Annotated in this window: 21 protein-coding genes; 10 read left to right on the top strand and 11 right to left on the bottom strand. The window is 70.1% G+C overall.

Going from position 1 to position 18532, the window contains the following annotated elements; all coding sequences use genetic code 11:
* Positions 1-87 precede the first annotated feature (87 nt).
* From HUT19_RS20375 to HUT19_RS20365, 3 genes are all read left to right on the top strand, one after another.
* Positions 88-591, top strand: coding sequence for a DUF2269 domain-containing protein (locus HUT19_RS20375; RefSeq protein ID WP_176181844.1), 504 nt, complete (start codon positions 88-90; stop codon positions 589-591).
* 138 nt (positions 592-729) lie between these two features.
* Positions 730-1230: a MarR family winged helix-turn-helix transcriptional regulator gene (locus tag HUT19_RS20370; protein ID WP_176181843.1), complete on the top strand. Its 501-nt coding sequence runs from the start codon at positions 730-732 to the stop codon at positions 1228-1230.
* 124 nt (positions 1231-1354) lie between these two features.
* The gene (locus tag HUT19_RS20365) at positions 1355-1810 is read left to right on the top strand and encodes a GNAT family N-acetyltransferase (RefSeq protein WP_176181842.1); all 456 of its coding nucleotides are present in this window, start codon (positions 1355-1357) and stop codon (positions 1808-1810) included.
* Positions 1811-1827: 17 nt separating this feature from the next.
* Here HUT19_RS20365 and HUT19_RS20360 read toward each other — a convergent pair whose 3' ends face one another.
* The gene (locus tag HUT19_RS20360) at positions 1828-3126 is read right to left on the bottom strand and encodes an SGNH/GDSL hydrolase family protein (RefSeq protein ID WP_176181841.1); all 1299 of its coding nucleotides are present in this window, start codon (positions 3124-3126) and stop codon (positions 1828-1830) included.
* A gap of 143 nt (positions 3127-3269) precedes the next feature.
* Entirely contained in the window at positions 3270-4661 is a 1392-nt protein-coding gene (locus HUT19_RS20355) for a serine hydrolase (RefSeq protein ID WP_176181840.1), read from the bottom strand.
* Positions 4662-4740: 79 nt separating this feature from the next.
* Here HUT19_RS20355 and HUT19_RS20350 point away from each other — a divergent pair, with 79 nt between their 5' ends.
* The gene (locus HUT19_RS20350; protein ID WP_176181839.1) at positions 4741-5199 is read left to right on the top strand and encodes a MerR family transcriptional regulator; all 459 of its coding nucleotides are present in this window, start codon (positions 4741-4743) and stop codon (positions 5197-5199) included.
* Position 5200: 1 nt separating this feature from the next.
* Complete coding sequence (gene trxA, locus HUT19_RS20345) at positions 5201-5560, top strand: thioredoxin (protein ID WP_303331964.1); 360 nt, start codon at positions 5201-5203, stop codon at positions 5558-5560.
* Positions 5561-5667: 107 nt separating this feature from the next.
* Here trxA and HUT19_RS20340 read toward each other — a convergent pair whose 3' ends face one another.
* Together HUT19_RS20340 and HUT19_RS20335 are read right to left on the bottom strand one after the other, a co-directional pair.
* On the bottom strand, positions 5668-6183 hold the full coding sequence (locus HUT19_RS20340) for a MarR family winged helix-turn-helix transcriptional regulator (RefSeq protein ID WP_176181838.1): 516 nt from the start codon (positions 6181-6183) through the stop codon (positions 5668-5670).
* Between the two features lie 118 nt (positions 6184-6301).
* Positions 6302-7495 carry an IS110 family transposase gene (locus HUT19_RS20335; protein WP_176179786.1) on the bottom strand — a complete coding sequence of 398 codons (1194 nt, stop codon included), beginning with the start codon at positions 7493-7495 and terminating at the stop codon, positions 6302-6304.
* Between the two features lie 227 nt (positions 7496-7722).
* On the opposite strand from HUT19_RS20335, the gene HUT19_RS20330 reads away from it, so the two are divergent.
* Complete coding sequence (locus HUT19_RS20330) at positions 7723-8442, top strand: SDR family NAD(P)-dependent oxidoreductase (RefSeq protein ID WP_176181837.1); 720 nt, start codon at positions 7723-7725, stop codon at positions 8440-8442.
* Between the two features lie 166 nt (positions 8443-8608).
* Here HUT19_RS20330 and HUT19_RS20325 read toward each other — a convergent pair whose 3' ends face one another.
* The 3 genes from HUT19_RS20325 to dnaB all read right to left on the bottom strand — a co-directional run bounded on the left by HUT19_RS20325 (position 8609) and on the right by dnaB (position 11845).
* Positions 8609-9391 (bottom strand): oxidoreductase, encoded by a 783-nt coding sequence (locus HUT19_RS20325; RefSeq protein ID WP_176187089.1) that lies wholly within the window; start codon positions 9389-9391, stop codon positions 8609-8611.
* Positions 9392-9468: 77 nt separating this feature from the next.
* The gene (locus HUT19_RS20320) at positions 9469-10047 is read right to left on the bottom strand and encodes a TetR/AcrR family transcriptional regulator (protein WP_176187087.1); all 579 of its coding nucleotides are present in this window, start codon (positions 10045-10047) and stop codon (positions 9469-9471) included.
* Between the two features lie 310 nt (positions 10048-10357).
* On the bottom strand, positions 10358-11845 hold the full coding sequence (gene dnaB, locus HUT19_RS20310; RefSeq protein ID WP_176181836.1) for a replicative DNA helicase: 1488 nt from the start codon (positions 11843-11845) through the stop codon (positions 10358-10360).
* 459 nt (positions 11846-12304) lie between these two features.
* On the opposite strand from dnaB, the gene HUT19_RS20305 reads away from it, so the two are divergent.
* Positions 12305-13657, top strand: coding sequence for an MATE family efflux transporter (locus HUT19_RS20305; RefSeq protein ID WP_176181835.1), 1353 nt, complete (start codon positions 12305-12307; stop codon positions 13655-13657).
* 171 nt (positions 13658-13828) lie between these two features.
* Here the strand turns inward: HUT19_RS20305 and rplI are convergent, their stop codons facing one another.
* From rplI to rpsF, 4 genes are all read right to left on the bottom strand, one after another.
* A complete protein-coding gene (gene rplI / locus HUT19_RS20300; protein ID WP_176181834.1) occupies positions 13829-14275 on the bottom strand; it encodes a 50S ribosomal protein L9 in 447 nt (148 codons plus the stop codon).
* Between the two features lie 18 nt (positions 14276-14293).
* A complete protein-coding gene (gene rpsR, locus HUT19_RS20295) occupies positions 14294-14530 on the bottom strand; it encodes a 30S ribosomal protein S18 (RefSeq protein WP_003978893.1) in 237 nt (78 codons plus the stop codon).
* 96 nt (positions 14531-14626) lie between these two features.
* Positions 14627-15208, bottom strand: a complete 582-nt coding sequence (locus tag HUT19_RS20290) for a single-stranded DNA-binding protein (protein ID WP_176181833.1) — start codon at positions 15206-15208, stop codon at positions 14627-14629.
* 79 nt (positions 15209-15287) lie between these two features.
* The gene (gene rpsF, locus HUT19_RS20285; RefSeq protein ID WP_123106135.1) at positions 15288-15578 is read right to left on the bottom strand and encodes a 30S ribosomal protein S6; all 291 of its coding nucleotides are present in this window, start codon (positions 15576-15578) and stop codon (positions 15288-15290) included.
* Between the two features lie 229 nt (positions 15579-15807).
* On the opposite strand from rpsF, the gene HUT19_RS20280 reads away from it, so the two are divergent.
* The 3 genes from HUT19_RS20280 to HUT19_RS20270 all read left to right on the top strand — a co-directional run bounded on the left by HUT19_RS20280 (position 15808) and on the right by HUT19_RS20270 (position 18472).
* A complete protein-coding gene (locus HUT19_RS20280; RefSeq protein ID WP_176181832.1) occupies positions 15808-16125 on the top strand; it encodes a hypothetical protein in 318 nt (105 codons plus the stop codon).
* A 118-nt stretch (positions 16126-16243) separates the two neighbouring features.
* Entirely contained in the window at positions 16244-17362 is a 1119-nt protein-coding gene (locus HUT19_RS20275; RefSeq protein ID WP_176181831.1) for a peptidoglycan bridge formation glycyltransferase FemA/FemB family protein, read from the top strand.
* Positions 17363-17440: 78 nt separating this feature from the next.
* Complete coding sequence (locus HUT19_RS20270) at positions 17441-18472, top strand: alanine racemase (protein ID WP_176181830.1); 1032 nt, start codon at positions 17441-17443, stop codon at positions 18470-18472.
* Positions 18473-18532 lie beyond the last annotated feature (60 nt).

The following is an 18532-nucleotide window of genomic DNA, read 5'->3' as shown; positions in this document are numbered from 1 at the left end:
CAGATGCCGCGGGACCGCCGCCGGGAGTACCCGGGGATACTCCCGCCGTCAGACGCCGTATCCGCCGCGCCGCGCGACCGTGAGGGCATGCAGCAGCTCAAGCGCCCCGTCCGCCGAACCCTCCTCGTCGTCCATGTTGTGGTCTCCGTCGGCTGGCTGGGACTGTCCTTGGGGCTGCTGGCCCTGGGCATCACCGGCGCCACGGCCGGATCGGCCGAGTCCGCCGGGGCGGCGTACCGGTCGATGAACGTCCTCGGCGACTGGCTCCTCATCCCCATCAGCCTGCTGGCCCTGGTCAGCGGAGTGGTCCTGTCCCTGGGCACGCCCTGGGGGCTGGCCCGGTACCGCTGGGTCTGGATCAAGTTCTGGCTGACGCTGGCGACCACCGGTGCCACCGCCTTCGCCCTGCGCCCGGGCATCAACGCCGCCGTGGCCGATGTCGCGGCGGGCCGGGAGGTCGGGGGTGCCACGGATCTGGTCGTGGCGCCGTCCGTGAGCCTGAGCGTCTATGTCTTCCTCACCGCGATCTCGGTGGTCAAGCCGTGGGGCCTCACCGCGCGGGGACGGCGGCTGCGCACCGCCCGGCGCTGAGCGTGCGGTCCGGCAGCGCCCCGTAGCCGGGCAATAATTGCAAACGCGGTCATTTTCAGCGCTGGCTTATCCTGGAAGCCGGCTCACCCTCGAGCCACCGGCCCAGCGGGGCCATCGAGCCAGCGAAAGAGGGGTTCCATGCCGGACGATCCGCACGGCACCACCGCCCCGGCGTCCACCGCCACCCCGGCCACCGGGCAGGCCCTCGCCCAGGGCTGGTGCGCCCTGTCCTCCCTGCACGGCCGGATCGAGGCGCATATCGAGCGCGCCCTCCAGGCCCGGCACGGCCTGAGCGTCCGCGAGTTCTCCGTGCTCAACGTGCTCAGCGGCCAGCACGACGGCGAGGGCGGCCATCTCCAGATGAAGCAGGTCGCCGACTCCGTCGTGCTCAGCCAGAGCGCCACCACCCGCCTGGTGACCCGGCTGGAGGACCGCGGGCTGCTCTCCCGCTACATCTGCCCGACCGACCGCCGCGGGATCTACACCAACGTCAGTCCCGAGGGGCTGAAGCTGCTGGACGAGGCGCGCCCGACGAACGACACCGCGCTCCGCGAGGCGCTCGAGGACGCCGCCCGGCGCCCCGAACTCGCACCGCTGGTCGCCGCCGTCGAAGGGCTGTGGACCCCGGCTCCGTCCTAGGGCTGCTGTCCTGGCGGGCGGGCTGCCGGAGGCCGGTGCGGAAGGTGACCGCGCGGAAGGTGACCGCGCGGAAGAGGACCGCGCGGAAGAGGACCGCGCGGGACAGGGCCGTAGGCTCACGGTCGTGAGCGACTTCGAGATCCGGCGCGCGACCGCCGAGGACATACCCGACATCGTGGCGATGCTGGCCGACGATCCGCTCGGCGCCCGGCGCGAGTCACCCGACGACCCCGCGCCCTACCGCGCCGCCTTCGAGCGGCTGGACCGGGATCCGAACCAGCGGCTGGTCGTCGCGGTCCGGGACGGCCGGACCGTCGGCACCCTCCAGCTGACCGTGATCCCCGGGCTGTCGCGGCGCGGCGCCACCCGCTCGATCATCGAAGCGGTCCGGATCCACGCCGACGAGCGCGGCAGCGGCCTGGGCACCCGGCTGATCGAGTGGGCCGTGGCGGAGTCGCGTCGCGAGGACTGCGTCCTGGTGCAGCTCACCTCGGACGCCACCCGTATCGACGCCCACCGCTTCTACGAGCGGCTCGGCTTCGAGGCCAGCCACGTCGGCTTCAAGCTGCCGCTGTCGTAAGCGGCGCTCGGGGGGGTTCAGAGCGCGGCGAGGTCGACGGCCTCGGCCATCCGCCGGTAGCCCGCGTCGTTGGGGTGCTTGGCGTCCCCCGAGTCGTACGCCGGGTCGAGCGCCAGCGGATCCGACGGCGAGGCCATGACCTCGGCGAAGTCCACGACCGCGTCGAACGCGCCGGAGGTGCGGATCCACTCGTTGATCGCCGCGCGCTTCGCCTCGGAGCGCGCGGTGTGGTACTCGGCGCCCTTGAACGGCAGGATCGTGCCACCGATGACCTTGATGCCGCGGGCGTGGGCCCGCTCGATCAGCTCCCGGTACGAGGCGATCACCTCGTCCGCCGAGATCTGCGGGTTCGGCTTGTAGGTGGGGAGGTCCACCTCGCTGAAGCCGATGTCGTTGAGCCCTTCGAGGACGATCACCGATCGTACGCCCGATTTGTCCAGCACATCGCGCTGGAAGCGGGCGCCCGCGCGCTCCCCGTACCAGCGCGAGTCGTGCCGCAGCAGATTGCCGCCGATACCGGAGTTGAGGACGGGCCGCGGGGTGCCCGCGGCGGCGAGGCGCTCGGCCAGCCGGTCCGGCCAGCGGTGGTTGGTGTCATGGCCGGAACCGAAGCCGTCGGTGATCGAGTCGCCGAAGGCCACCACGGTGTCGCGGCGGGCCGCCCCGTTCCTCTCCCCGGCGCCCCGGCCGCCGGTTACTTCGACGTCCGACAGGTAGTACCAGGAGTGGGTCCGCTCGGTGAAGGCCGCTCCGGTGCGGTCGTCGCGGTGGTCCCCGTCGGCGCGGTAGCTGCCGGCGTACGCCTGCGCGTGGAACGTGGCCGGACCGGTCGGACGCCGGAAGTACAGCGTCACCGTGACCGACTCGAACGGCGCCAGCCGCAGCGGCGCCGCGTCGCTCACCGTCTCACCGCCCGCCGGGATCTCCACCGCACGCCGGTGGCCGAAGGTGAGCCCGCGCAGGGTCGCGGTGCGGACGGAGGCGCCGTGCGCGGAGCGGGCGATGGTCGCGCCCGCGATCCGCAGCGGTGCGGTGCCGTAGCGGTTGGAGAGCCTGATGCGGGCCGCGGTACCGCCGTCGGTGACCCGGACCACCTGGCGCACGGTCTGGTCGGCGAAACCGGTCTCGGCCCAGTTGGGTTCGAAGCCCGCGCTGGGGCGCTGGACGGGGGCGGCCCATCCGGCCGACCAGCCGGTGCGCGGCCGCTCGCGGTCGGCGGCTGGGCCGCCGGGCCGGGCGGTGGCCACGCCGGAGGCGGCCACGACGGCGGAGAGGGCGAGCAGGGACGTACTGAGGCGGAGCGGGGAGAAGCGCACGGCGGATCCTTCGAGGGGAGGGGGAGGCGGGCCAGGCGGCACCGTCGGGGAACCAGCCTGCGGCGCGGCGCGCGGCCCACCCAGCCCTCCGCCGTGCGTACCACCGGCAGGGTCAGGCTGCTGAGTTGGGGCGGGGAGCGTGGTCAGAGGGTGCGCCAGCCGTCCGGGTCGACACCGCCGGGCACCGCGCCGTCCGGGGCGTACGGCTCCCGCGTGAACACGAAGGTGCCGAGGTCGAGATGGGCCGGGCCGCCGTCCTCTCCCGCCACCACGCGCAGCGTCTCCCCCGCGTAGTAGCCGTCGAGTCCGGTCCAGGTGCCATCCGGTTCGGCGCGGAAGTGCGACCCGCGGCCCTTCCCGCCGACCGGGGACAGCTCCAGCGCGCGGTCGCCGCGCAGCCGCAGCACATAGGGGGTGGCACCCCAGTACCAGGGCCCGGTGAGCGCCAGCAGCGCCGGATCCGCCTCCGGCAGCGGCCGCCAGGGCTCGGGGATCCGGGGCTCGTGCTCCGCCACGATCCGGATCAGATCGGCGGCGACGGCGCCGACGGCGGGCCCGGCGGTCGCGTTGGCCAGCGCGATCCCGGCGAGCCGGTCCTCCGCGCTCACCCACAGGGTCGCCAGGAAGCCCGGCATGGAGCCGCCGTGGCCGTACAGGAACCGCCCGCCGCGCCGGGCGAGCTGCACTCCGAGGCCGTAACCGCCGTCCCAGTCCCGGCTGTCGGGCGCGACGGCGGGCGTCCGCATCTCGGTCAGCGTCCCGGCACCGAGCACCCGGTCGTCCCCGTCGAGGAGGAAGGCGGCGAAGCGGGCCAGATCCGCGGCGGTGGACCACAGCTGCCCGGCCGGGGCCATCCGCCCGGTGTCCTCGGCCGGTTCGGGCAGCAGCACATCCGCCCAGGGGTGCACGGCCCAGCCCCCGGCGTACGGGGAACGCGGCTCCAGCGACGTACGCGCCATCCCCAGCGGCTCCAGCACCTCGTCGCGCAGCACCTCGCCCCAGGGCGCCCCGCGCAGCCGCTCGACGAGCGCTCCGAGCAGCGCGAAACCGGGGTTGGAGTAGTGGTGGCGGCGACCGGCGGGGTGGACCAGCGGGCGGTCGCCGAAGATGTCCGCCGTCTCGGGCCGCAGGGTGCCCGGCGTCCGCTCCCACCAGGGACCGCGTGCCTCGGCGGCCAGACCCGAGGTGTGGGAGAGAAGCTGGGCGACGGTCGCGCCCTCCGCCTCCGGCACCTCCAGATGCTTGGCCAGCGGATCGGCGAGATCCAGCAGCCCCTCGTCACGCAGCCGCATCACCAGCACGGCCACGAAGACCTTGGTGAGCGAGCCGATCCGGTACTGGGTGCCGGCGTCCGGTGCGAGACCGTCCACACCGCTGCGCGCGCCCGACCACACCAGCCGTCCCTCCCTCATCACTGCGCCCACGAGCGAGGGGGCGCGGCCCTGGCTCTGACCGACGGCGACGCGTCGCAGCAGGGCACGGCGGGTGGCGGGCAGCAGGTCCGCCCATTCGGCGGTGGCGTCCGGTGCGGTCATGCCCGCACCCTACGGCGGGGGCACCGGGTGGGAAATAACTTCTGGCCTTGACGCCCGGGTCAAGGTCTACCGTCCTGGCATGCGGATCGGAGAGCTGGCCGAACGGGCGGGAATCACCACCCGCACCCTGCGCTACTACGAGTCGCTCGGGCTGCTGCCCGCGCGGCGCACGGGCAATGGATACCGGGCGTACGACGAGGACGACCTGCGGCTGGTCCAGGAGATCCGCATGCTGCGGGACTTCGGCATCGGTCTGGAGGAGACCCGGCCGTTCCTGGAGTGTCTGCGCTCCGGGCATCCGGCCGGTGACTCCTGCCCCGCCTCGCTGGAGGTGTACCGGCGCAAGCTGGCCGAACTGGACGACTGCATCGCGCGGCTGACCGGCGTACGGCACCGGGTCGAGGAGCAGCTCGCCCAGGCGGAGCGGGCGCGTTCGGCGCTGGAGGCGGAGGCGACGGCGCCGGGGGGAGCTCCGGAGCCGCGCTGCGCACTGACGCCGCGGCCATCCATCAAGACCTGCACGGGAGAAGGAGACTGAGATGACGGCACAGACGCATACCGGGGGACGGACACACCTCGGGGGAGTGGCCACGGTCACGGACGAGACGTTCGCGGCGGAGGTGCTGGCGGCCGGGGTGCCGGTCCTGGTGGAGTTCACCGCCTCGTGGTGCCCGCCGTGCCGGATGATCGCGCCGGTGCTGGCGGAGATCGCCCGGGAGGAGGCGCACCGGTTGAAGGTGGTGGAGCTGGACGTGGACCAGAACCCGCGCACCACGGCGGCGTACGGGGTGCTGTCGATGCCGACGCTGATGGTGTTCCGGGCGGGCGAACCGGTGCGCTCGATGGTCGGCGCCCGGCCCAAGCGCCGGCTGATGGAGGAGCTCTCCGATGTGATCTGACGCGGCCGGTGCCGGCCCGGGGTGGCGCTGTGGCGGGACCGGGACCGGGACGGGGCCGGAGCCGGAGTCGGGACCGGGACGGGGCCGGGGCCGGGGCCGATGGGCCGTCAGCCCTCGCGTTGACGTCGGCCGACATCGGCGAGCAGCTTGTCCAGAAGGGCGACGAGTGCGGCGCGCTCGTCCGCGGACAACCCGCTGACGAGCGCGGCCTCGCGCCCGAGCACCACATCCACGGACCGCTCGACAAGGGCGTGTCCCTCGTCCGTCAGGGACACCATCACCGTCCGGCGCCCCGTCGTACCCGGCGCCCGCCGAACGAGCCCCTGCCCCTCGGCACGGGCGACGCGCTGCGAGATCGCCCCGGCCGTCACCAGCGTCCGATCGGCGATCTCGCGGGTGCTGAGGGCGTACGGCGGTCCGGAGCGGCGGATGACGGACAGCAGATCGAGGGTGGCGGTGTCGATGCCCGCCGCGCGCAGCGCCCGGCCGCGGTCGTCCGCGAAGAGCTTCGCCAGCCACCAGATGGGCGTCACGATCTCGATCGACTCGGTCGGTGTGCCCGGTCGCTCCCGCTGCCACGCGGCCGCGATCCCGGCGGCGGAGCGGAACGGTGGTTCGGCCACGGTGTACTCCTCCGGCCCTACTGTGTTTAGATCTAAACGTAGCAGTCGCCAGAGATCAGCGAGCCAAGGAGGATTCCCAATGACGTTGTCAAGCGTCAGCGATGAGCTGTTCGGGTCCTCATGCCGCCATAGCGACGGGTGGGACCGCTTGGTAGCAGCGCCTGTCCCGCAGGAGTGCCCACAGGACGTTGACACGTCTGCGCGCGAGGGCGATGACGGCCTGCGTGTGGCGCTTCCCCTCGGCCCTCTTGCGGTCGTAGAACGCCCTGGACTCTGGGTGGCGTTGGATGCTGATCAGCGCGGAGGTGTAGAAGACACGCTGCAAGCCGCGGTGGTATCGCTGGGGTCGGCGCAGGTTGCCGCTGATGCGGCCGGAGTCGCGCGAGGCGGGAGCCAGACCGCAGAAGCCGGCAAGCCGGTCCGGGGAGCCGAAGAGCTCCATGTCACCGTTGGTGGCAGCGAGGAACTCCGCACCGAGAGTCGGGCCGATGCCGGGCATGCTGGTGATGACCTCGGCGAGTTCGTGCTCCCTGAACCGCTCGGCGATGCGACGGTCCACTGCGGCGATCTGCTCGTTGAGAGCGGTCAGTTGCTGGGCGAGCGTGTGCACCAGCTCGGCGGCGACGTCTTCCCCCGGCACGGCGGTGTGCTGCCGTTCGGCGGCCTCCAGCGCGGTCCGGGCGACCTGACCGGCGCTGCGGACCTTGCGACGGCGAAGCCATGCCTCCAGGCGGGTGCGGCCCAGCCGCCGGATAGAGGCCGGGGTCTGGTATCCGGTGAGCAGGATCAGCGGGCCCGCGTTGCTCAGGTCCAATGCCCGTTCCAGAGCGGGGAAGATGCCGTTCAGCTGGGCGCGGAGCCGGTTGATGGTGCGGGTGCGATCGCAGACCAGATCGGTGCGGCGGGCAGTGAGGAGCTTCAGTTCGGCGCTGAGGCTGTCGGGCAATCGCATCGGGGTCAGGTCGCGGCGCATGCGTGCCTGATCAGCGATGATCGCGGCGTCGCGGGCGTCGCTCTTGCTCTCGCCCCGGTATGCCTCCGAGGCACGGTTGACGGTGCGACCGGAGATGTAGAGCACCTGCTGGTCATGGGCGAGCAGGGTGGTGATGGCCAGTGCGGCGCCGCCGTCGGCGAGGTCGACGGCCCAGACCACCTCATGGCCCAGCGCAAGGACATCGGCCAGGAGTTGGAGGAGTTCCGGCTCGTCGTTGGCCACGCGGCGGGAGAGGAGTTTGTTCCCCTCGGAGTCGATTGCCACACAGTGGTGGTGGGCCTTGCCGGCGTCGATTCCGGCCCATACGCGGGGGTGCATCGCTCTCCTGATCGTCGTCGTGCCGTGTCCCACAGACGACCTCGCCGACGAGTCCCTACAAAGCGATCTTGTCGCATTTCCCAATTGGCGGCCGAGTCGTCGTGGGGCGCCGGGCGGCCAATCCTCCCGAGCCACGAGCGGCAGACCAGTGATAGCCACACCCAGCGCCCCTGGGTGAGCCAACCCTACGAATGGCTCGCTCAGCCCGATCAAGAAGGTAGGGACCAGTGACCCGCATCGCCCTCGTCACCGGAGCCACCAGCGGCATCGGTCGTGCCATCGCAGCGCGGTTCGCCGCCGACCGGGCCGAGGTCTTCATCACCGGACGCCATGCCGACACGGTCGAGCGAACCGCCAAGGAGCTCGGCGTCCACGGCGTCGTCTGCGACGCGACCGACCCCTCCCAGGTCGAGGCCCTCAGCCGACGTCTGAGCTCCCTCGACGTCCTCGTCAACGCGGCCGGCGGCCTCGCCGGGGCCGGAAGCCCCGGCGAACGGTCGCCCCTGGAGGTGGTGGCCGCCGAATGGCAGGCCAACCTCGCCCAGAACCTGCTCGGTGCGGTCCTGACCACCACCGCGGTCCGGGACCTCCTTGCCCCCGGCAGCTCGGTGATCAGCATCGGCTCGATCGGCGCCGAGCGCCGGGGCGGCTCGTACGGGGCGGCCAAGGCGGCCCTCGCCGCCTGGAACGCCGCGCTCTCCGCCGAACTCGGCCCGCACGGCATCACCACCAACGTCATCTCCGCCGGCTATATCGCGGGTACTGACTTCTTCCAGGGCGGCCTGACCGACGAACGCCGCGACGCCCTCGTCCAGGAGACCCACAACAAGCGGCCGGGCCATGTCGACGACATCACGCAGACCGCGTACTTCCTCGCCTCCCCCGGCGCCCGCCACATCACCGGCCAGACCATCCACGTCAACGGCGGCGCCCACACCACCCGGTAGGGCCACCGGGTGGTGGCGGCGCCGCGCCGTAGGGCCACCGGGCAGTGGCGGCACCGGGACCGCAACGGCCGCGAGCGGGGTCATGTCATTTCCTATGGCTGCGGAACGGGTCTCCTCCCGTCCCGCAGCCAGGAGAATCAGCCCCACCCTCGTGGGACTCGGTGATTCAGAGTGTCTTGACGGTGCCACCGTCGATGATGTGGTCGGCGCCAGTGATGTTGCCCGCGACGTCGGAGAGGAGGAACGCGATCAAGGCCGCCACTTCCTCGGGTTCGGTAATGCGGCCAGTAGTGATGTTGAAGGCTTCCGGGATCCGCTGAAGGAACACGGCGTGCTCCGCCCCGGCTCCGGCCGCCACCTTGCCACCGAATCCCTCAGGGTCCTCCCATATGGCAGTGCGGACCACTCCGGGAGAGACGGTGTTCACGCGCACCCCCTGGGGCCCGAACTCTTCAGCCAGGGACTTGCCGAGTGCGGCCAGGGCCGCCTTGGCCGCGCTGTAGGCGACCGGGCCAGCGGCAGGCAGCCGTGAGTTGATGGACGAGACGTTGACGATCGACCCATGGCGCTCGATCAGGCTCGGCAGAGCCGCGCGGGCGACACGGACGGCACTGAGCAGGTTGAGGTCGAGGACGCGGGTCCACTGGGAGTCGTCGGTGCCGAGGAAGCCGACGGGCTCCACGTCGTCCCCGGCTCCGACGTTGTTCACCAGCAGGTCGATGCCGCCCAGCTCGGTGAGGGCGCTGTCCATCACAGTGGCGACACCTTCGGCGGTGCTCAGGTCGGCCGACACCGTGGAGGCACCGGTTTCCTTCAACTCGGGCGTGATGGTGCGGGCGGCGCCGACGACGCGGACACCTTCGGCTGTGAGGGTCCGAGCAGTGGCGAGCCCGATGCCCCGGCTGGCACCGGTGACGACGGCCGTCTTGGCGGTGAGCTTGAGGTGCACGACACTCCAGTTCTTGAACTTGAAGTACAAAATTTGGGCAGCAGCCACTCCAAATAAGGCGAGCGCTGCGATTCGGGTTAGAGAGAGTCGACCGTCGCGTCGATCACTCGGACAAGCCGATCAGGGCTTTCGGCAACACGCGCCATGAGCCGCAGGCCCACGACTGTGTTCAGCAGCAGGCTTCCCAGTGCCGCGGGATCACGTTCCGGTGCGATCTCTCCCGAGCGTTGCCCTTCTTCGATCAGCGCGCGGAAGGCGTCCTCGGTTCGAGCGAACATGCGCTGGACGAGTTCGGTTGCCACCTGGTCCGTGCCGGCGAGTTCTGCCGCCGTGTTCACAGCCATGCAGCCCCGACGGTCCGGGTCGGCGAGGTCCATCTCGGCAAGGAACTCCAGCGCCGTGCGCAGACGAGCCTTGACCGGCCCGGGCTCCTCGAACATCTCGATGAGAGCAACGGCCTGGCTGTCGCGATAGCGGCGAAGTGCCTGCTCGAACAAGGCGTGTTTACTGCCGAACGTGTTGTAGAGGCTGCCCTTGCCGATGCCGATCGCGTCGACGAGATCCTGCGGCGTGGTCCCGGCATACCCCTTCCGCCAGAACACGTCCATGGCGTGTTCAACGGCGACATCCGGATCGAACTGCTTGGGCCTTCCCATGATCAGAACATTAGCATGATTCTTGACCTCGAAGTCAAGAACTGAAGTCCCGCAGCTGCTGCACTGCTGTGACAACGCGTGCGCCGAACCGGCCGAAGGGGCCGGTGAGAGCGGGCCGGAGGATGGCAGCCAGTCCCTTTCGATGGTGCCGCGGGGCCTGTAGTCCTGGGGACCTTCGCGAAGCGGGATGCCGTACTCCTTGGCAAGGTCGGTGAGCACTCTGCGGGAAAGCCCGGTGAGGGTGGCGACCTGCCGGAGGGACCGGTGTTCGTCACGGTAGAGCTGGGTGAAGCGCTCCTACACAGGACCGTCAGGTCTGAGCCATGTCGACGAAGCGGGAGTAGTGGCCCTGGAAGGCGACGGTGATGGTGGCCGTCGGACCGTTACGGTGCTTGGCCACGATCAGGTCCGCCTCGCCCGCGCGCGGGGACTCCTTCTCGTAGGCGTCCTCGCGGTGGAGCAGGATGACCATGTCGGCGTCCTGCTCGATGGACCCACTTTCCCGGAGGTCCGAGACCATCGGCTTCTTGTCGGTGCGCTGCTCGGGTCCACGGTTCAGCTGGGAGAGCGCGATGACCGGCACTTCCAGCTCCTTGGCCAGCAGCTTCAGGTTTCGCGACATGTCCGAGACCTCTTGCTGACGGCTCTCGGGGCGCCGGGCGCCGCCGGACTGCATCAGCTGGAGATAGTCGATGACCACCAGTTGGAGGTCATTGCGCTGCTTCAGCCGACGGCACTTGGCGCGGATCTCCATCATCGACAGGTTGGGCGAGTCGTCGATGTAGAGCGGTGCCTGGGAGACATCCGGCATCCGGCGGGCCAGCCGCGTCCAGTCCTCGTCGGTCATGCTGCCCGAGCGCATGTGGTGCAGTGCCACCCGGGCCTCGGCGGACAGCAGACGCATGGCGATCTCGTTGCGCCCCATCTCCAGCGAGAAGATGACGCTGGGCATGTTGTTCTTGATGGAGCAGGCGCGCGCGAAGTCCAGCGCCAGGGTGGACTTACCCATGGCGGGACGCGCGGCGATGACGATCATCTGGCCCGGGTGCAGACCGTTGGTCAGCGAGTCGAGATCGGTGAACCCGGTGGGCACTCCGGACATCTGCCCGCTGCGCGAACCGATCGCCTCGATCTCGTCGAGCGCGCCCTCCATGATGTCGCCGAGCGGCAGATAGTCCTCGCTGGTGCGCTGTTCGGTGACGGCGTAGATCTCCGCCTGGGCGTTGTTGACGATCTCATCGACATCGCCGTCCGCCGCGTATCCCATCTGGGTGATGCGCGTACCGGCCTCGACCAGACGCCGCAGCACGGCACGCTCGTGGACGATCTCCGCGTAGTACTCGGCGTTGGCGGCGGTGGGGACCGACTGGACGAGGGTGTGGAGATACGAGGCGCCACCCACGCGGGCGATCTCACCGCGCTTGGTCAGCTCAGCGGCGACCGTGATCGGGTCGGCCGGTTCGCCCTTCGCATACAGGTCCAGGATGGCCTGGTAGACGGTCTCGTGGGCGGGGCGGTAGAAGTCATGGCCCTTGAGGACCTCCACCACATCGGCGATGGCGTCCTTGGAGAGCAGCATGCCGCCGAGCACGGACTGCTCGGCGTCGAGGTCCTGCGGCGGGACGCGCTCGAAGCCGGAGCCCTCCCAGGCGCTTCCGCCGTCTCCGTCACGCCCGCGGTCATGCTGGTCGTCACGGCCCCGGCCACCACCTTCACCGCGGCGGAACCGGGGGGAGGGGAACCGCTCGGCCGGACCGGAGTCCGCCCACGGGTCGTCCATGGGCTCGGGCACGCTCACCCCGCCACCTCCTCCCGTCCGCGGTCGGAACCTCGCCGTGCCCTCTTTCATAGAGCACGGCTACGACATAACTGAGCGGCCGACTTCCGGTCACGACGCGTCGAGTTCCGGTGGGTTCGAGGGACGGAAACGGGGGTGGGCGCCGGACCACGGTAGGCCCGTGGGGACCGCCAGCCAACTTGGTTATCCACAGGCCATGTGGATGATGTGAGTCATCCTGTGGAGAACTCCCGTGAACCTGTGCACGGGCCGGGGGACAGTGCTGTGGACAAACACACAATCACCCTGAGCCCACCCGCCTGACCTGCGGTTTCTCTATCCAGGGGCTGTGCAGAAGAAAAACTTCCGCACCCGGTGCAAGATCACGACAAAGGGCGCAGAGGAGATCGCGGCGCGCGCCGCCATGTAAGGACCTCTAGCGTATTGCATCTCTTACCTGTGGAAGATTAGATTGCCCTCATGACACAGGCCCCCACGAGCCCCCGGAGCACCACTCGGAGCAACGTCCGGCGCCATGACCGCGAGATCCTCGCACTCGCCGTGCCCGCCTTCGGCGCGCTCGTGACGGAGCCCCTCTTCCTCATGGTCGACAGCGCCGTGGTCGGCCATCTGGGCACCGCCCAGCTCGCCGGGTTCGGGGTGGCCGCCGCCCTGCTGTCCACCGCTGTCAACGTCTTCGTCTTCCTCGCCTATGCCACCACCGGGGCGGTGGCCCGCCGGGTCGGCGCGGGCGATCTGGCCGGGGCGATCCGCCAGGGCATGGACGGCATCTGGCTCGCCCTGCTGCTGGGCGCCGTTGTTGTCGCCGTCGCGTTTCCGGCCGCCCCGGCGCTGGCCGAGCTCTTCGGCGCCTCCGACACCGCCGCCCCGCACGCCACCACCTATCTGCGCATCAGCGCCCTGGGCATACCGGCGATGCTCGTGGTGCTCGCCGCCACCGGGGTGCTCCGCGGCCTCCAGAACACCCGCACCCCGCTGTATGTCGCGGTCGGAGGCTTCGCGGCCAACGCCGCGCTGAACGCCACCCTCGTCTACGTCGCCGGGCTCGGTATCGCGGGCTCCGCCTGGGGCACCGTGATCGCCCAGAACGCCATGGCCGCCGTCTACCTCGTTGTGGTCGTCCGAGGCGCCCGGCGGCACGGCACCTCACTGCGTCCCGACGCCGCCGGAATCAGGGCCTGCGCCCATGCCGGAACGCCCCTGCTGATCCGCACCCTCTCGCTGCGCGCCGTGATGCTCATCGCCACGGCGGTGGCCGCGCGCCTCGGCGACACCGATATCGCCGCCCATCAGATCGTGCTCAGCCTGTGGACCCTGCTGGCCTTCGCGCTGGACGCCATCGCCATCGCGGGCCAGGCGATCATCGGGCGCTATCTGGGGGCGAGCGACGCCGAGGGGGCCCGCGCCGCCTGCCGCCGCATGGTGCAGTGGGGTGTGGCCTGCGGGGTGGTCCTCGGGCTGCTGGTGATCGCGTGCCGGCCGCTGTTCATCCCTCTGTTCACCAGCGATCCCGCGGTACGGGACACCCTGCTGCCCGCCCTGCTGGTCGCGGCCGTCACCCAGCCCATCTCGGGCGTGGTGATGGTGCTCGACGGCGTGCTGATGGGTGCGGGCGACGGTCCGTATCTCGCCTGGGCGATGCTGATCACGCTCGCGGTCTTCGCCCCGGCGGCACTGCTGGTCCCCACGCTCGGCGGGGGACTGACCGCCGTGTGGTGGACCATGACGCTGATGATGGCGGTCCGGATGGCCACTCTGTGGCTGCGGGCCCGCTCCGGCCGCTGGATCGTCACCGGCGCCGTCCGCGCCTGATCCGGCGCGCGCCCGGCCCTCGGTGCGGCGGAACCCAGGAACCCGACACGGTGGAGGACCGCACCTTCGCCTCACCGGTCCCGCCGCGCAGAACCCGAAGCGCCCCCTACGGCGGAGGGCCGCACCCCAAGGGGGGTGCGGCCCTCTCTCGCGCTCAGCGGAGCGCCAGGGTCACGCGGCGACGACCTCGACGCCAACCTTGGCGGCAACCTCTGCGTGCAGACGCACGGACACCTGGTGGGCGCCCAGGGTCTTGATCGGCGACGGCACCTCGATACGGCGCTTGTCCACGTCCGGGCCACCCGCATCCTTGATCGCCGAGGCGATGTCGGCCGGGGTGACGGAGCCGAACAGCCGGCCGGCGTCGCCGGCACGGGTCTTCAGCTGCACCTTGACGCCCTCGAGCTGCGCCTTGACCTCGTTGGCCTGCTCGATCGTGGCGATCTCGCGGATGCGACGACCGCGGCGGATCTGCTCGACGTCCTTCTCGCCACCCTTGGTCCAGCGGATCGCGAGACCGCGCGGAACCAGGTAGTTGCGGGCGTAACCGTCCTTGACGTCCACGACGTCACCGGCGGCACCGAGGCCGGAGACCTCGTGGGTGAGGATGATCTTCATGAATCGGTCACCCTTCCCTTATCGCGCGGTGGAGGTGTAGGGCAGCAGCGCCATCTCACGGCTGTTCTTCACGGCCGTGGCGACGTCACGCTGGTGCTGGGTGCAGTTGCCGGTGACCCGGCGGGCACGGATCTTGCCGCGGTCGGAAATGAACTTCCGCAGCAGGTTCGTGTCCTTGTAGTCGACGTAGGAGATCTTCTCCTTGCAGAACACGCAAACCTTCTTCTTAGGCTTGCGAGCAGGCGGCTTCGCCATTGTCTCTCTCCAGTGTGATCAAGAAGTTTGTGCTGGTCGCCCGGACCAGGCCGCGCGTTGTTTCACGTGAAACCGCGTGAAACAACGCGGACGGGCCTAGAAGGGCGGCTCGTCCGAGTAGCCGCCGGAGTTGCCGGAGCCGGAGCCACCGCCCCAGCCACCGCCGCCGCCCTGGCCGCCACCGGCGGGTGCGCCGGTCGCCCACGGGTCGTCGGCGGGAGCGCCGCCACCCTGCTGCTGGCCGCCGCCGGAGCCACCGCTCCAGCCGCCGCCCTGACCGCCACCGCCGCCGTAGCCACCCTGTCCACCGCGTCCGGTGGTCTTGGTGACCTTGGCTGTGGCGTTGCGCAGGCTGGCGCCGACCTCGTCGACATCCAGCTCGTAGACCGTGCGCTTGATCCCCTCGCGGTCCTCGTACGACCGCTGCTTCAGACGGCCCTGCACGATCACGCGCATACCGCGCTGAAGCGACTCGGCCACGTTCTCTGCGGCCTGCCGCCACACCGAGCAGGTGAGGAAGAGGCTCTCGCCGTCCTTCCACTCATTGGTCTGGCGGTCGAACGTACGGGGAGTGGACGCGACGCGGAACTTCGCGACCGCCGCACCGGAGGGGGTGAAACGCAGCTCGGGATCGTCGACGAGATTGCCGACGACCGTGATGACGGTCTCGCCTGCCATTGGGGTACCTCTCGGCGTACTGCTGGGCTGCTTGCTACTCGTTGCGATACGGCCCGGAGACCGATGAACGCTGAGGCGCTCAGTGGGTCTCGGGGCGGAGGACCTTGGTCCGGAGGACCGACTCGTTCAGGTTGAGCTGGCGGTCGAGCTCCTTGACGACCGCAGGCTCGGCCTGGAGGTCGATGACCGAGTAGATGCCCTCGGGCTTCTTCTTGATCTCGTACGAGAGACGACGACGGCCCCAGGTGTCGACCTTCTCGACCTTGCCGTTGCCCTCACGGATCACGGAAAGGAAGTTCTCGATCAGCGGGGAGACAGCGCGCTCCTCGAGATCGGGGTCGAGGATGACCATCACCTCGTAGTGACGCATGTGGAACCCACCTCCTCTGGACTCAGCGGCCACGGTCGTTCCGTGGCAGGAGGGTCGTAATGCGTTCCGCGACAGTGCCTGTGCAGACACCACCGCAGACGGTACACAGTACCCGCCCACTGCCTCCCGCTTGAAATCCGGGCGACTCGGCCCGCAATCTGTACACATCGGATGTGAGCGGCGTTACAGTTCGCCGCCCTGCCTATATGGGCCTACGTGGAGGTGCCCCATGGCACAGGCAGCACGACCGCAGCACGGCTTGCTCTCCTTCCTGGACACCGACGGCAAGTCGCACCCCGTCGAGAACACCCTCGCCGTGACCACTCTGGCGATCGGTGTGATCGCCTTTGTGACGGCTCATTTCACCAGCCTCCACCTGCTCAGCTCATGGGCCGGGCTGATCGGGATGATCAGTGGCGCCTGGGGCCAGCTGATCTCCGCGACCACCGGTGAGCGCTTCCTGCTGATCATCGGACTCGGTGCCTCCGCCGTCGGGTTCTACCTCGGCATGGCACACGGAGGGCTCTTCGGCGGCCTCCTCGGCTGATCCCGCCCGGGCCCGGGTTGTCCCCGGGCCCAAACGGGGCGCGTCCCGCTCGCAGTAGGCTTCGGCGCGAGAGCCGGAGCCCCGACCCTGGGGACAAACCTGCTGAGGAGCGCCCCGCATGAGCCTGACCCTGAGGACGATCAGTCGAGAGCAGCATCTGGCGTACATCCAGAGCCTGCCTTCGGCCAGCCACATGCAGGTACCGGCATGGGCCGACGTCAAGGCGGAATGGCGCTCCGAGAACCTCGGCTGGTTCGACCCGGCCGGTCAGCTCGTCGGCGTCGGCCTCGTCCTCTACCGCCAGCTGCCCAAGATCAAGCGATATCTCGCCTATCTCCCCGAGGGCCCGGTCATCAACTGGTACGCGCCCAACCTCGAGGACTGGCTGCGCCCGATGCTGGCCCACCTCAAGCAGCAGGGCGCCTTCTCGGTGAAGATGGGCCCGCCGGTGATCATCCGTCGCTGGGACGCCGCCGCGATCAAGTCCGGTATCCAGAACCCCGATGTGAAGCGGCTGCGCGATGTCGAGGCCACCCATATCGAGCCGCGCGCCTTCGAGGTCTCCGACCGGCTGCGGCGGATGGGCTGGCAGCAGGGCGAGGACGGCGGAGCCGGCTTCGGTGACGTCCAGCCGCGCTATGTCTTCCAGGTGCCGCTGGAGAACCGCTCCCTGGAGGACGTCCACAAGAGCTTCAACCAGCTGTGGCGGCGCAACATCAAGAAGGCCGAGAAGGCCGGTGTCGAGGTCGTCCAGGGCGGCTACGAGCACCTCGGCGAGTGGCAGCGGCTCTACGAGATCACCGCGGAGCGCGACCACTTCCGGCCCCGCCCGCTGAGCTACTTCCAGCGCATGTGGACGACCCTCAACTCCGAGGACCCCAACCGCATGCGGCTGTACTTCGCGATGCACGAGGGCGAGGCCGTGGCCGCCGCCACCATGCTGATCGTCGGGGGCCACGTCTGGTACTCCTACGGCGCCTCCGCCAACCACAAGCGCGAGGTCCGGCCCTCGAACGCGATGCAGTGGCGGATGCTCCGCGACGCCTACGCGCTCGGCGCGACCGTCTACGACCTCCGCGGCATCAGCGACTCGCTCGACGAGTCCGACCACCTTTTCGGACTGATCCAGTTCAAGGTCGGCACCGGTGGGCAGGCTGCCGAGTACCTCGGCGAGTGGGACTTCCCCCTCAACAAGCTGCTCCACAAGGCGCTTGACATCTACATGTCCCGCCGCTGACCTCGTTTTCCTGCTTCCCCACAAACGCTGCATACCTTCAATACACCGCGGCAACGAGAAAGGTTCCGGGACCGGCCAATGGCGCTCACCCTCTACGTCGACACCGCGCGCTGGCGGGCGCACCAGCACACTGTGCTCCAGCAGTTCCCGGGGATCGTCCCGGTCTGCAAGGGCAACGGCTACGGCTTCGGCCACGAGCGGCTGGCCGAGGAGGCCGCCCGGGTCGGCGCCGACATCCTCGCGGTCGGGACCACCTACGAAGCCGCCCGGATGAAGGACTTCTTCAGCGGTGACCTCCTTGTCCTCACCCCGTTCCGCCGCGGTGAGGAGCCGGTACCGCTGCCCGACCGGGTGATCCGCTCGGTCTCCTCGGTCGACGGTGTCTACGGCCTGGTGAACGCGCGCGTGGTCATCGAGGTCATGAGCAGCATGAAGCGGCACGGCATCACCGAACAGGACCTGCCGCAGCTTCACGCCGCGATAGAGAACGTCCGGCTGGAAGGGTTTGCCATACACCTTCCGCTCGACCGCACCGACGGCATCGACGCGGTCGAGGAGGTCATCGCCTGGATGGACCGGCTGCGCGCCGCGCGGCTCCCGCTGCACACCATGTTCGTCAGCCACCTCAAGGCGGATGAGCTGGCACGGCTCCAGCAGCAGTTCCCGCAGACCCGCTTCCGGGCTCGCATCGGCACCCGGCTGTGGCTGGGCGACCACGAGTCGACCGAGTACCGCGGCTCCGTCCTCGACGTGACCCGCGTGGCCAAGGGCGACCGCTTCGGCTACCGCCAGCAGAAGGCCGCCTCGGACGGCTATCTGGTGGTCGTCGCGGGCGGCACCTCGCACGGCGTCGGTCTGGAGGCCCCCAAGGCGCTGCACGGGGTGATGCCCCGCGCCAAGGGCGTCGCGCGCGCCGGTCTGGCGACCGTCAACCGCAACCTGTCCCCGTTCGTCTGGGCGGGCAAGCAGCGCTGGTTCGCCGAGCCGCCACACATGCAGGTGTCGATCCTGTTCGTGCCGGGCGACGTCCCGGCGCCGCAGGTGGGAGATGAGCTGGTCGCCCATCTGCGGCACACCACCACACAGTTCGACCGGCTGCTCGACCGCTGAGCCCCCCGTCGCCGGGCCGGGCTCCGCAGGGAGCCCGGCACCGGCCCGCGAGACCCGGCC

Source organism: Streptomyces sp. NA02950 (assembly GCF_013364155.1).
Classification (GTDB): Bacteria; Actinomycetota; Actinomycetes; order Streptomycetales; family Streptomycetaceae; genus Streptomyces.
This window is presented reverse-complemented; position numbering and strand designations above follow the sequence as displayed.

Bases quoted from the DNA above. Each gene is read 5' to 3' on its own strand.
- HUT19_RS20375 (WP_176181844.1), top strand. From the start codon at position 88: ATGCAGCAGCTCAAGCGCCCCGTCCGCCGAACCCTCCTCGTCGTCCAT.
- HUT19_RS20370 (WP_176181843.1), top strand. From the start codon at position 730: ATGCCGGACGATCCGCACGGCACCACCGCCCCGGCGTCCACCGCCACC.
- HUT19_RS20355 (WP_176181840.1), bottom strand. From the start codon at position 4,661: ATGACCGCACCGGACGCCACCGCCGAATGGGCGGACCTGCTGCCCGCC.
- HUT19_RS20350 (WP_176181839.1), top strand. From the start codon at position 4,741: ATGCGGATCGGAGAGCTGGCCGAACGGGCGGGAATCACCACCCGCACC.
- trxA (WP_303331964.1), top strand. From the start codon at position 5,201: ATGACGGCACAGACGCATACCGGGGGACGGACACACCTCGGGGGAGTG.
- HUT19_RS20335 (WP_176179786.1), bottom strand. From the start codon at position 7,495: ATGCACCCCCGCGTATGGGCCGGAATCGACGCCGGCAAGGCCCACCAC.
- HUT19_RS20320 (WP_176187087.1), bottom strand. From the start codon at position 10,047: ATGGGAAGGCCCAAGCAGTTCGATCCGGATGTCGCCGTTGAACACGCC.
- HUT19_RS20305 (WP_176181835.1), top strand. From the start codon at position 12,305: ATGACACAGGCCCCCACGAGCCCCCGGAGCACCACTCGGAGCAACGTC.
- rplI (WP_176181834.1), bottom strand. From the start codon at position 14,275: ATGAAGATCATCCTCACCCACGAGGTCTCCGGCCTCGGTGCCGCCGGT.
- rpsR (WP_003978893.1), bottom strand. From the start codon at position 14,530: ATGGCGAAGCCGCCTGCTCGCAAGCCTAAGAAGAAGGTTTGCGTGTTC.
- HUT19_RS20290 (WP_176181833.1), bottom strand. From the start codon at position 15,208: ATGGCAGGCGAGACCGTCATCACGGTCGTCGGCAATCTCGTCGACGAT.
- rpsF (WP_123106135.1), bottom strand. From the start codon at position 15,578: ATGCGTCACTACGAGGTGATGGTCATCCTCGACCCCGATCTCGAGGAG.
- HUT19_RS20280 (WP_176181832.1), top strand. From the start codon at position 15,808: ATGGCACAGGCAGCACGACCGCAGCACGGCTTGCTCTCCTTCCTGGAC.
- HUT19_RS20275 (WP_176181831.1), top strand. From the start codon at position 16,244: ATGAGCCTGACCCTGAGGACGATCAGTCGAGAGCAGCATCTGGCGTAC.
- HUT19_RS20270 (WP_176181830.1), top strand. From the start codon at position 17,441: ATGGCGCTCACCCTCTACGTCGACACCGCGCGCTGGCGGGCGCACCAG.